We start from the raw sequence: 12,681 nt of genomic DNA, 5'->3' as shown, positions 1-12,681 counted from the left end.
GTGTCGCGGAGGCGGAGGAGTTCTCCCAGGCGCTGGCCCACTGGCGGCTCGCCGAGGCCTACGAAGAGATCGGCCAGCGGGTCACTCACATCGGCGCCCGCGACATCCTGTCCTACTACGGGATCGACGACCCGGGCCGCATCGACTTCCACGCGCTCTGGGGCGCCCGGACCGACACGATGGGCCGGTCGCGCCTGCGGGCGCCGTTCGGCAACCGCTCCGACAACGGCGAGCTGCTGTTCTTGGACATGAAGTCGCTGGACGAGGGCGGTGACGGTCCGCACGGCGTCATGTCCGGAACGACCGGTTCGGGTAAATCGACCCTGGTGCGGACCGTGATCGAGTCGCTGATGCTCAGCCACCCGCCGGAGGAGCTGCAGTTCGTGCTGGCCGACCTCAAGGGTGGGTCGGCGGTCAAGCCGTTCGCCGGCGTCCCGCACGTGTCGCGGATCATCACCGACCTGGAAGAAGACCAGGCGCTGATGGAGCGCTTCCTGGACGCCCTGTGGGGCGAGATCGCCCGCCGCAAGGCGATCTGCGACAGCGCCGGTGTCGACGACGCCAAGGAGTACAACTCCGTCCGGCTCAGGATGCAAGCACGCGGCCAGGACATGCCGCCACTGCCGATGCTCGTGGTCGTCATCGACGAGTTCTACGAGTGGTTCCGCATCATGCCGACGGCGGTCGACGTGCTCGACTCGATCGGCCGGCAGGGTCGCGCATACTGGATCCACCTGATGATGGCGTCGCAGACCATCGAGAGCCGGGCCGAAAAGCTCATGGAGAACATGGGTTACCGGCTGGTGCTGAAGGCGCGCACCGCCGGTGCGGCGCAGGCGGCGGGTGTGCCGAACGCGGTGAACCTGCCGGCGCAGGCGGGTCTGGGCTACTTCCGGCGCAGCCTGGAGGACATCGTCCGGTTCCAGGCGGAGTTCCTGTGGCGGGACTACTTCGCGCGCGGACTCACCGACGACGGCGACGAGGCGCCCGCGCTGGTGCACAGCATCGACTACGTGCGCCCGCAGCTGTTCACCAACTCGTTCACCCCGCTCGAGGTCAGCGTGGGCGGACCGGAACTCACCCCGGCCGCGATCACCAACGGCGAGACGCTGGAAGCCGACGGCGCGGCGGGTGAGGACGAGGACGTCGAGGGCATCAGGGTCCCCAAGGTCGGCACGGTGATCATCGATCAGCTGCGCAAGATCGACTTCGAGCCCTACCGGTTGTGGCAACCGCCGCTGAACCAACCCGTGCCCATCGACGAGTTGGTCAACCGGTTCCTCGGTCACCCGTGGCAAGAGAACTACGGTTCCGCCAAGGATCTGGTCTTCCCGATCGGGATCATCGACCGGCCCTTCAAGCACGACCAGCCGCCGTGGACTGTCGACACCTCGGGGCCGGGCGCCAACGTCCTGATCCTGGGCGCCGGCGGTTCGGGCAAGACGACGGCCCTGCAGACGCTGATCTGCTCGGCCGCGCTGACCCACACCCCCGAGCAGGTCCAGTTCTACTGCCTGGCCTACAGCAGCACCGCGCTGACCACGGTCGCCCGGCTGCCGCACGTGGGCGAGGTGGCCGGCCCGACCGACCCGTACGGTGTGCGCCGCACGGTGGCCGAGCTGCTGGCCTTGGTGCGCCAGCGCAAGAGCACGTTCCTCGAGTACGGCATCGCCTCGATGGAGGTCTTCCGGCGCCGTAAGTTCGGCGGCGAGCCCGGCCCGGTGCCCAACGACGGGTTCGGCGACGTCTACCTGGTGGTGGACAACTACCGGGCGCTGGCCGAAGAGAACGAGGTGCTGATCGAGCAGGTGAACGTGATCATCAACCAGGGCCCCTCGTTCGGGGTGCACGTGGTGGTCACCGCCGATCGCGAGTCCGAGCTGCGGCCGCCGGTGCGCAGCGGGTTCGGGTCCCGGGTCGAATTGCGGCTGGCCGCGGTGGAAGACGCCAAGCTGGTGCGTTCGCGATTCGCCAAGGACGTCCCGGTCAAGCCGGGCCGCGGCATGGTCGCGGTCAACTACGTCCGGCTGGACTCCGACCCGCAGGCCGGTCTGCACACGTTGGTGGCCCGCCCCGCGCTCGCGACCACGCCCGACTACGTGTTCGAGTCCGACAGCGTGATCGACGCGGTCGGTCGCCTCACCAGCGCCCAGGCCCCGCCGGTGCGCCGCCTCCCGGCGCGGTTCGACCTCGAGCAGCTGCGGGAGCTGGCCGCGCGAGACGCCCGTCAAGGTGTCGGCGCGGGCGGAATCGCTTGGGCCATCTCCGAATTGGATCTGGCGCCGGTCTACCTCAACTTCGCCGAGAACGCGCACCTGATGGTGACCGGGCGACGCGAATGTGGGCGCACGACCACGCTGGCCACCATCATGCGAGAAATCGGCAGGCTGTACGCACCCGGGGCGAGCAGCGCGCCGCCGCCGCCGGCTGGCCAGCCGTCGGCGCAGGTGTGGCTGGTGGACCCACGACGTCAGCTGCTGACCACACTGGGTTCGGACTACGTCGAGAAGTTCGCCTACAACCTGGACGGCGTCCAGGCGATGATGGGCGAATTGGCGGCGGTCCTGGCCGGGCGCGAACCGCCGCCCGGGCTGTCCGCGGAGGAGTTGTTGTCGCGGTCGTGGTGGAGCGGCCCGGAGATCTTCCTGATCGTCGACGACATCCAGCAGCTGCCGGCAGGGTTCGATTCGCCGCTGCACAAGGCCGCGCCGTGGGTGACCAGGGCCGCCGATGTCGGGCTGCACGTGCTCGTCACGCGCACCTTCGGTGGCTGGTCGTCGGCGGGCAGCGACCCCATGCTGCGCGCACTGGCCCAGGCCAACGCGCCGCTGCTGGTGATGGACGCCGATCCGGACGAGGGCTTCATCCGCGGCAAGATGAAGGGTGGCCCGCTGCCCCGCGGCCGAGGCCTGCTGATGGCCGAGGACACCGGTGTGTTCGTACAGGTCGCGTCGACCGAATTGCGCAAATAGGCGCCGACGGATACCGCTGCGCTGGGGTTGGCTGGATCAGCCCCAGCGCAGCGGTAGTTCCTTGAGCGCGAAACTCTTTGACGGGAAAGTGATTTCGGGGACGTAGTCCGCCGGCACGTCGAAGTCGGGGATCTGCCTGAGCCATTCGCCGACGATCACCGTCAGCTCGATCCGGCCGAGGTGGGAGCCCAGGCAGCGGTGCGGCCCGCCACCGAAGCCCCAGTGGCGGTGCACCTTTCCGTCCATGACGAGCTCATTGACCGACGTGGCGTCGCTGTCGTCGCGGTTGACCGCCGCCATGCACAACCGCACCGACGTGCCGGGTGGCAACGTCATGCCGCCGATCTCGACGTATTGGGTGGTGATCCGCGGCGCCACCGGCGCCGACGGTTCCAGTCGCACGATCTCCTCGATGAAGACCCGGATCTGCTTCGGGTCGTCGCGAAGCAACTCGCGCAGCTGGGGGCGCCGGGCCAACTCGAGCAGGCAGAATCCGATCGCCGCCGTCACCGTGTCCAGACCCGCCAGGATCAGCAGGTGGCTCATGCCCAGCAGTTCCAGGTCGCTGAAGTCGCCGTCACTGGCCATGACGCGCGACAGCATGTCGGACCCCGGATTGTGCCGGCGTTGCTGGATAGCGTCGACCAGGTAGGCCAGCAGGTGCCGGCCCTGCTCGAGGTCGCCCGGGGTGAGATACGGCTTGTCCGCGACGACCGCGTCCTTCCAGGCGATCAGGCGGTCGCGGTCCTCCAACGGCAGACCGTAGAGGTCCATGAAGACCTGAAACGGGTACAGGCGCGCGAAATCCGCCATCACCTCGCACTTGCCCTCGCCGGCGAACGCAGCGATCATCTCGGCGGCGTGCCGCTCGAGCGCCGGCCGCGACGCGCTCAGTCCGTGCGGGCTGAAGAACGGCTGCAGGATTTTCCGGTAGCGGGTGTGCTGCGGGGGGTCAAAGGCCAACGGCAGCACCGGCAATGGGTGGCCGGGAGGCTGAAGTATCGTCGACGAAAAGACCTTCGGGTTGCGCAGCGCCGCCAGCACGTCCTCGCGGCGCGTGATGTAGTAGTGGCCGTTCATGAACACCACCGGCCCGGCGTCGCGCAGCACCTTCCACCCCACACCTCGATCCGCCGCCATCGGTAGCTTCTCGTAATCGAGCCGGGGGAGGTGGAACGTGCCTTGCTGGCCCTGGCCAGGAGTGGTCATGCGCCCAGTCTCCGCTTGTCTTTAAGTTCTGCTGGCACATCAATATCGCATGTGCGGCAAAGGGACACGAATCCGCGTGCGGGGCGAATACACGGTCCACTGCGGCCGGCGATGGCCGCACCGTGTCGCGGGCTACACCGAGCGACTACTCTACGACTCGATTCCTTAAATGCGTCGTCCGGGGAGGGAGCCGGTGAGGGTTCGTCTCGACAAGTCGAAATGCGTGGGCCACGCGCAGTGCTATGCCGTCGATCCGGATCTGTTCCCGATAGACGATTCGGGTTATTCGACGCTCGAAGAACACGAGGTGAGGCCCGAGGACGAGCAGCTGACGCGCGACGGCGTCGCCTCCTGTCCCGAGATGGCCCTGGTGCTCGAAGAGGACTGACCGCCGGCGTGCGGGCGAGGGAAACCGCGGATGAACAATCGGTTGCCGGACATGAACGTGAGTCGACAGGGAGTGAACATTGGCTGGCCTGGAATGAACAGTTGGCTTCGCGTATCGGAGCACTCGCGGTAACAAACTAATCTCATTGGCGAGCGACAGTTCGGACACACGCGGGCTGTCGCTCGGTTGCTGACAACGGGGATCAATCGAGGCTTCAAGGTGCACGTTGTTCTTGACCGGACGTCCGAAACGCGTGGTGATAGACCACATTTGGGCGCCGTGTCCGGGATCGGCAGGACGCGCCGGCGAGCCCGCCGACTGGGGTGGTGGACCGCGAGGTCTGAGTCGGCGATCCCCACGTCAGCAGCCGGGGGGTGGCGTTTGCTTACGAAGCCGTGACTACGGCCACCACTGATTCCGATACGACGGTCGCGATCGCGAGAGGTCGCGACCAACTGAGGAGAACAGGTGTTTGACTTCGGGGCGTTACCGCCGGAGATTAACTCCGGTCGGATGTATGCAGGACCAGGCTCGGGGCCGATGATGGTCGCGTCGGCCGCCTGGGATGTGCTTGCAGCCGAATTGGGCACGGCGGCAAGCGCTTACAACTCGATCATCGACGAGCTGACGAACGGGCCCTGGGTGGGCCCCGCCTCGACGTCGATGGTGGCGGCCATCACGCCCTACGTGACCTGGCTGGGTGCCGTCGGCGGTCAGGCCGAGGAGACCGCCAGTCAAGCGCGGGCTGCCGCCGCCGCATTCGAGGCCGCGTTCGCGATGACCGTCCCGCCGCCGGTGATAGCCGCCAACCGCGTCTTGTTGGCGACGCTGATTGCGACCAACTTCCTGGGTCAGAACTTCCCCGCCATCGCGGCCACCGAGGCCCAATACATGGAGATGTGGGCCCAGGACGCAGCGGCGATGTACACCTACGCCGCCGCCTCGACCACCGCCTCGCAGATGACGCCGTTCGCGGCGGCGCCGCAGACCACCACGCCGGACGGCGAATCCCAACAGTTCGCCGCTGTCTCGCAGGCCACCACGCAGCAGGCCGGCAACACCGCGCAAACCGTCGCCCACACGTCGTCGCAGATGGCGACGCCGCAGGCGTTGTCGGCCACCACCACCTCGCAGGCGACGCAGCAGGCCACTGCCGCGGCCACCACGGGGACGACCACCGGGACCTCGGTGCAGGACATCTTGCCTACCCCGAATACCTGGTGGTGGCAGATGGGCCCCGGTGATTACACCGCGATCATCAAACAGACGCTGCAGGCGTACTTCGGGGTGGGTATCGGAAACTTCGGCTGGTCGATAGGCCAGCAGCTCACCTTCGGTCCCGGCGGTGCGACGGCGGGTGCCGGTGGTGCCTGGTTCCCGACACCGGCGTTCGCTCAGTTGGGCCTCGGCAACCTGGGCAACGCCGCCGGCGCGGTGACCGCGAGTACCGGACAGGCGGCTCAGGTCGGCGGGCTCTCGGTGCCCCAGCAGTGGGCCACGTTGGCTTCCACGGTGAGCTCGGCCGATGCCGCCGAGGCGGAGGCCGCTCCGATTCAGACCGTTTCGGCGACCAACCCACCCGGCAACGCCCTGCTGCGCGGTATGCCGACCGGCGCGGTGGGCCGGCGGGCCGGCGCCGCCGCCGGCTATTCCCACAAATATGGCTTCCGCTACAGCGTCCTGACCCGCCCGCCATCGGCCGGATAGGGAACGTCCAAGTGAACGGAAGTTGTCCAGTTATGAACAGTCGGCACTAGGGAGGCAAGGCACCGCGTGACCCATCTAATCTCACGAGTAAGCCAAGCCCCCGGTGGGCCCGAAGGCAAACAGATCCTCGAGAGCCGGCGAGCCGGGAAAGTAGGGAGGGACTTCAGATGTCTTTTGTGACGACGCAGCCGGAGGCGCTCGCAGCGGCGGCGGGCAGCCTGCAAAGCATCGGCTCGGCGCTCAACGCGCAGAACGCAGCCGCGGCGGCCCCCACCACCGGAGTGGTCCCGGCCGCGGCCGACGAAGTGTCAGCGCTGACAGCGGCGCAGTTCGCCGCGCATGCCCAGATGTACCAAGCCGTCAGCGCTCAGGCGGCGGCGGTTCACGAAATGTTCGTCAACACTCTCAGCATGAGCTCGGGGTCGTATGCCGTGACTGAGGCGGCCAACGCGGCCGCGACGGGTTAAAGGAGTCAATGATGTTGGATTTCGGGGCGTTACCGCCGGAGGTCAATTCGGCGCGGATTTATGCCGGTCCGGGGTCGGGGTCGTTGATGACCGCGGCGTCGGCGTGGAATGCGCTGGCGGCGGAGCTCAATGCGGCGGCGTTGAGCTACGACAAGATCATCACGGCGCTCAGCAGCGAGGAGTGGATGGGCCCGGCGTCGGCGACGATGGCCGCCGCGGTCCAGCCGTATGTGACGTGGATGACCACCACCGCGGCCCAGGCCGAGCAGGCGGCCACCCAAGCGCAGGCCGCCGCGGCTGCTTATGAGGCGGCGCTGGCCGCCACGGTGCCCCCGCCGCTGGTCGCGGCCAACCGAGCGCAAACCATGCAGTTGATCCAGACCAACGTGCTGGGCCAAAACACCCCGGCCATCACGCAGCTGGAAGCCCTGTACGGCCAGATGTGGGCCCAAGACGCCAGCGCGATGTACAGCTACGCGGGGCAGTCGGCGACGGCGACCAAGGTGACACCGTTCAGCGCGTCACCTCAGATCGCCAGCCCGTCGGCCCAGGCCACCCAGGGCGCGGCCGTCACCAGCGCGACGACCAACAGCACGGCCAGCAACACGGCCTCGGCGCTGTCCAAGGTGGTCACGTCGACGCCTACCACGTTGCAGGCCGCGGCGGCGCCGGCTGCTTCCGGGCCGCCCACGCCAACGTACAGCGAAATCTGGTATCTGCTGACGGGGCAGACCGCCTTCCCGACCAGCCTGGGGGCGCTCACGAACGGCTACAGCCCGTTCGCCAGCTTGTTCTACAACACCGAGGGTCTGCCGTACTTCAGTGTCGGTATGGGTAACTTCGGTGTGCAGATGGCCAAGACCCTGGGCATGATCGGCGGCGCGGCCCCGGCGGCGGCCAAGGCCCTGCCCGGCCTGGGCGGGCTGGGTGGTCTGCTCGGCGGTGGCGCCGGCGCGGTGCACCCGGCGGCGGCCATCGGCGGTGCGGCCTCCATCGGCGGCAAGCTGTCGGTGCCGGTGGCCTGGACCGGCGGCCCGGCGATCCCCGCGATGACCCACTCGGCCATCCCGGTCAGCGCCATCAGCGCCGCCCCCGAGGGCGCCGGGGGACCGGGCAACCTGCTCGGTGGCATGCCCCTGGCCGGCATCGGCAGTGGCACCCACGCCGGGGCCGGACCCCGATACGGGTTCCGCCCCACCGTCATGGCCCGACCCCCCTTCGCCGGATAACCGTCCGCAGCACGCGAAAGACGCTTTAGCGCGCGAAAAGTGCAGCGCTAAAGCGTCTTTCGGCGTTCGGCCGCCGACGGCAACGGCCGTGGCTGGCCTTGCCGTCCCGCACCGGGCGGCCCCCTTTCGTCGCAAGGTTTTCTGCGGCCGGATTTTTAACAGATACTCCGCGTTAGTCCCGGCCGGCTTGCCCAGGCCCAACCCCTATAGGGCGATCGAACCAATGCGGCGTTCATGCAGGTAGTGCCCGTGAACCCATGACATGAGCGCGAACCGCCGGGGCCCGTGCGGCTGGCCAGAAACTGCGGTCGACGAGTTGGCTTTCCTCCGGCCGACCGAGGTCGCCGCGAGCGACGAGGCCTCGCGGCGATCTAGCCTTCGCAACCAAGCAAATTGCTTGAAGCCATCCACGAAGGCCAATTGCGGGGGAATAGATGTCGTTCGAGTCGGGCGGTCCGTAAGTGTTCGACTTCGGGGCGCTACCGCCGGAGGTCAACTCCGGTCGCATTTATGCGGGTCCGGGCTCGGGGCCGATGATGGCTGCGGCGGCGGCGTGGGACGAGGTCGCCGCGGAGGTCGCGACCGCCGCCAGCGGCTACGGCTCGGTGATTTCGGAACTGACCGACGGCCCGTGGGCGGGGCCGGCGTCCTCGTCGATGTTGTCGGCGGTGCTGCCGTACGCGAGTTGGTTGAGTGCGGTAGCAGCGCTGGCGGAGGACACGGCTGGTCAGGGCCGGGCCGCGGCGGCCGCTTTCGAGGCGGCGTTTGCGATGACGGTGCCGCCTCCGGTGATCACGGCGAATCGAACTCTGTTGGCGACGTTGATCGCGACGAACTTCTTCGGGCAGAACAGCGCGGCGATCGCGGCCACGGAGGCTGAATACGCGGAGATGTGGGCTCAGGACGCGGCGGCGATGTATGGCTATGCGGCGGCCTCGGTGACGGTCACGACGCTGGCTCCCTTTGACCCCCCGCCGAGTACCACCAACCCGGATGGACTGGCCAACCAGGGATCAGCGGTGGCCCAGGCCGTCGAGCAGCCGGCGGGCGACGCCGCTCAGACCGCCGCCAACGCGTCGTCGCAGCTTTCCATCCCGCAGGTGCTGTCGGCCACCACCACCTCGCAAGCGACGCAGCAAGTCACGGCCGCCGCTACCGCACCGACCACAACCGGCGCCAGTCTGCAAGACGTCCTTCCGAGTCCGACGAACTGGTGGTCGCTCACGCCCGCTAACTACACCACGGTTCTGAAACAGACCTCGTCCCTCTTGTATCAGTCGAACGGTCTGGCCAACTTCGGCTGGTCGATGGGCCAGCAACTGACGTTCGGTCCCGGCGGTGCGACGGCGGGTGCCGGTGGTGCGTGGTTCCCGACGCCGCAGTTCGCCCAACTGGGGCTGGGCAACCTGGGCAGCATCGGCGGCGGAGCGGTATCGGCAGGGGCCGGAACGGCCTCTCACGTCGGGGCGCTGTCCGTGCCCCAGCAGTGGGCCACGCTGACCTCCGCGGTCGGCCCGGCCGATGCCGCCGGCGCCGAGGCCATCCCGGCGCAGGCGGCCGTTTCGGCGACCACCCCACCCGGCAACGCCCTGCTGCGCGGTGTGCCGACCGGCGCCATCGGCCGGCGCACCGCCGCCGCGGGCTACTCGCACAAGTACGGCTTCCGCTACAGCGTGCTCACACGCCCACCATCGGCCGGGTAGGGGGCCGGGAATGAACGCAGCTGGGATTGGGTGCCGGGCGGCTCGCCGCAACCGCATTTTCGTCAAATCAAGACCCGAGCCACGCCGCACAACCAGTTAAAGGAGTCAATGATGTTGGATTTCGGGGCGTTACCGCCGGAGGTCAATTCGGCGCGGATCTATGCCGGTCCGGGGTCGGGGTCGTTGATGACCGCGGCGTCGGCGTGGAATGCGCTGGCGGCGGAGCTGAACTCGGCGGCATTGGGCTATGAGAAGCTGATCACCGCGCTCAACAGTGAGGACTGGCTGGGGCCGGCGTCGGCGTCGATGGCCGCCGCGGTCCAGCCGTATGTGACGTGGATGACGACGACGGCCGCGCAGGCCGAGGAGGCGGCCACCCAGGCTCAGGCGGCGGCGGCGGCTTACGAGACCGCGCTGGCTGCGTCGGTGCCACCGCCGCTGATCGCGGCCAACCGCGCCGAGACGATGCAGCTGATCTCGACCAATGTGTTGGGGCAGAACACCCCCGCGATCACCCAGCTGGAAGCCCAGTACGGCCAGATGTGGGCGCAGGATGCCAGCGCGATGTACAGCTATGCGGGTCAGTCGGCGACGGCGACCAAGGTGACGCAGTTCAGCGCCCCCCCGAAGATCTCCAACGACACCGCCCCGGCCACTCAGAGCGCCGCGGTCACCAGCGCGACGACCAACTCGACGGCGACCAACACGTCGAAGGTCTTGCAGTCGTTGGCTCAGCCCACTACGCAGGCGACGACCAACGCGACGACCAATGCGACGACCACCGCCGCCACGCAGGCGACCCAGGATCCGTTCAGCTACATCTGGTACCTGTTGACCGGCCAGACCAGTTTGCCCACCAGCCTGGGCAGCGCGATCAATGGCTACAGCCCGTTCGCCAGCTTGTTCTATAACACCGAGGGTCTGCCGTATTTCAGTGTCGGTATGGGTAACTTCGGTGTGCAGATGGCCAAGACTCTGGGCGTGATCGGCGGCGCGGCCCCGGCGGCGGCCAAGGCCCTGCCCGGCCTGGGCGGGCTGGGTGGTCTGCTCGGCGGTGGCGCCGGCGCGGTGCACCCGGCGGCGGCCATCGGCGGTGCGGCCTCCATCGGCGGCAAGCTGTCGGTGCCGGTGGCCTGGACGGGCGGCCCGGCGATCCCCGCGATGACCCACTCGGCCATCCCGGTCAGCGCCATCAGCGCCGCCCCCGAGGGGGCTGCGGGACCGGGCAACCTGCTCGGTGGCATGCCCCTGGCCGGCATCGGCAGCGGCACCCACGCCGGGGCCGGACCCCGATACGGGTTCCGCCCCACCGTCATGGCCCGACCCCCCTTCGCCGGATAACCAGTGCCGGTCGCTCGCCAACATGACCTACGGGTTAACAGAGGGGGTCGGCTACGGGTGGAGACTCCGCGGCCGCAGGCCGGTTGCGGTGTACCCGGGACCACCGCAGGCGGGCGGTCCACCGGTTGCTAGCGGATCGTAGGGAAATAATGACAATCGGATTTTTAAGGGGCCTGCCCTGCGGCAGCACCCCGGCAGACGTCGACCAGGGTCTTTCTCCAACGACTCCGTCACAGTTTGCTGTGACGAAGCTGAAAGGGAGGCGAGCCGGGCCGGACGCTGTTACTGTGGCGTTACCAAAAATGAATTCGTCGTACCGTCACGTGAACAGTTGCAAACAGGCGGCTTCCGAAAGAGCTTGAAGGGCCGCCGTCATCTACTCTCTGCAGAGTCGGGGATTGAACTTAGGAGGGATCAAGCATGTCTTTCGTGACCACACAGCCTGAGGCTTTGGCTGCGGCGGCCGGAAACCTGCAGGCCATCGGCTCAACGCTGAGCGCTCAGAACGCGGCTGCAGCCGCCCCCACGACCGGAGTGGTTCCGGCGGCGGCGGACGAGGTGTCGGCGCTGACGGCGGCGCAGTTCGCAGCGCACGCGCAGATGTACCAGGCGGTCAGCGCTCAGGCGGCCGCCATTCACGAGGCGTTCGTGAACACTCTGTCGATGAGCTCGGGCTCTTACGCTGCAACCGAGGCGGCCAACGCAGCTGCTGCGGGCTGATCGGACCGGCGGTTGGATGGTTGGGACCGGACGTCATCGACGTGGTCTTCCGCCGCCTGACCGCCCAGCTACCGATGATCTCGGGGGCTGACGGCCGGACAACTCAAACGCCGGAGTTCGGGTTTGACGTCCGTCTCACCGTGTTACAGCGACCGGTGGCCGCCGGCTGACGGGAAGGGGGGATCATCCTTTTGTATTCGGCTCGGCGGTTCGCCAGCGCGTAACCGGTCCGGCCATCGTCGTAATCACCGCAAGTATCTGAGTACTCACGCAATAAAAGGAGACAGCCAACATGGCAACACGTTTCATGACCGACCCGCACGAAATGCGGGCGATGGCGGGCCGCTTCGAGGTCCACGCCCAGACCGTCGAGGACGAGGCCCGCAAGATGTGGGCGTCGTCGATGAACATCGCCGGCTCGGGCTGGAGCGGTCAGGCGCAGGCCACCTCGTACGACACCATGGGTCAGGTCAACCAGGCCTTCCGCAACATCGTCAACATGCTCCACGGGGTGCGCGACGGGCTGATCCGCGACGCGAACAACTACGAGCAGCAAGAGCAGGCTTCGCAGCAAATCCTGAGCAGCTAGCAGCCGAAAACTACTGCTGTCCAATACTTTTAAGGAGCTAAGCAATGACAATCAATTACCAGTTCGGCGATGTCGACGCCCACGGTGCCTTGATCCGGGCCCAGGCCGCGTCTCTGGAGGCTGAGCACCAGGCCATCGTTCGCGATGTGCTTGCTGCGGGTGACTTCTGGGGCGGTGCCGGTTCGGTGGCCTGCCAGGAGTTCATCACCCAGTTGGGTCGCAACTTCCAGGTGATCTACGAGCAGGCCAACGCCCACGGCCAGAAGGTGCAGAGCGCCGGCAGCAACATGGCCAGCACCGACAGCGCCGTTGGGTCCAGCTGGGCCTAACCCCAACTTCAGGCGCGGCAGCACACC

11 protein-coding genes are annotated in these 12,681 nt (G+C 67.7%); 10 read left to right on the top strand and 1 reads right to left on the bottom strand.

The window, feature by feature from the left end:
• Window positions 1-2,972: type VII secretion protein EccCb (eccCb, locus tag A5713_RS08455; RefSeq protein WP_068094558.1), on the top strand; the 2,972-nt coding region annotated here is incomplete at its 5' end.
• 36 nt (window positions 2,973-3,008) lie between these two features.
• On the opposite strand, the gene A5713_RS08450 is transcribed toward eccCb, so the two are convergent.
• The gene (locus A5713_RS08450; protein WP_067917300.1) at window positions 3,009-4,181 is read right to left on the bottom strand and encodes a cytochrome P450; all 1,173 of its coding nucleotides are present in this window, start codon (window positions 4,179-4,181) and stop codon (window positions 3,009-3,011) included.
• A gap of 193 nt (window positions 4,182-4,374) precedes the next feature.
• Between A5713_RS08450 and A5713_RS08445 the strand changes: the two genes are divergently transcribed.
• From A5713_RS08445 to A5713_RS08405, 9 genes are all read left to right on the top strand, one after another.
• Window positions 4,375-4,569 carry a ferredoxin gene (locus tag A5713_RS08445; protein ID WP_067917298.1) on the top strand — a complete coding sequence of 65 codons (195 nt, stop codon included), beginning with the start codon at window positions 4,375-4,377 and terminating at the stop codon, window positions 4,567-4,569.
• Between the two features lie 468 nt (window positions 4,570-5,037).
• A complete protein-coding gene (locus A5713_RS08440) occupies window positions 5,038-6,276 on the top strand; it encodes a PPE family protein (RefSeq protein ID WP_068094556.1) in 1,239 nt (412 codons plus the stop codon).
• A gap of 167 nt (window positions 6,277-6,443) precedes the next feature.
• A complete protein-coding gene (locus tag A5713_RS08435; protein ID WP_068051758.1) occupies window positions 6,444-6,743 on the top strand; it encodes a PE family protein in 300 nt (99 codons plus the stop codon).
• An 8-nt stretch (window positions 6,744-6,751) separates the two neighbouring features.
• Window positions 6,752-7,972, top strand: coding sequence for a PPE family protein (locus tag A5713_RS08430; protein WP_068094554.1), 1,221 nt, complete (start codon window positions 6,752-6,754; stop codon window positions 7,970-7,972).
• Window positions 7,973-8,433: 461 nt separating this feature from the next.
• Window positions 8,434-9,675, top strand: coding sequence for a PPE family protein (locus tag A5713_RS08425; RefSeq protein ID WP_068094550.1), 1,242 nt, complete (start codon window positions 8,434-8,436; stop codon window positions 9,673-9,675).
• A gap of 108 nt (window positions 9,676-9,783) precedes the next feature.
• Window positions 9,784-11,016, top strand: a complete 1,233-nt coding sequence (locus A5713_RS08420) for a PPE family protein (protein ID WP_068094548.1) — start codon at window positions 9,784-9,786, stop codon at window positions 11,014-11,016.
• Window positions 11,017-11,436: 420 nt separating this feature from the next.
• Entirely contained in the window at window positions 11,437-11,736 is a 300-nt protein-coding gene (locus tag A5713_RS08415) for a PE family protein (protein ID WP_007172607.1), read from the top strand.
• A gap of 292 nt (window positions 11,737-12,028) precedes the next feature.
• On the top strand, window positions 12,029-12,325 hold the full coding sequence (locus A5713_RS08410; RefSeq protein ID WP_007168951.1) for a WXG100 family type VII secretion target: 297 nt from the start codon (window positions 12,029-12,031) through the stop codon (window positions 12,323-12,325).
• Between the two features lie 44 nt (window positions 12,326-12,369).
• Window positions 12,370-12,654, top strand: coding sequence for a WXG100 family type VII secretion target (locus tag A5713_RS08405; RefSeq protein WP_046182844.1), 285 nt, complete (start codon window positions 12,370-12,372; stop codon window positions 12,652-12,654).
• Window positions 12,655-12,681: the final 27 nt, after the last annotated feature.

It is taken from the genome of Mycobacterium sp. E2497 (assembly GCF_001668695.1).
GTDB lineage: Bacteria > Actinomycetota > Actinomycetes > Mycobacteriales > Mycobacteriaceae > Mycobacterium.
The sequence above is the reverse complement of the archived record's forward strand: the minus strand, read 5'-3'. Positions and strand labels throughout refer to the sequence as shown.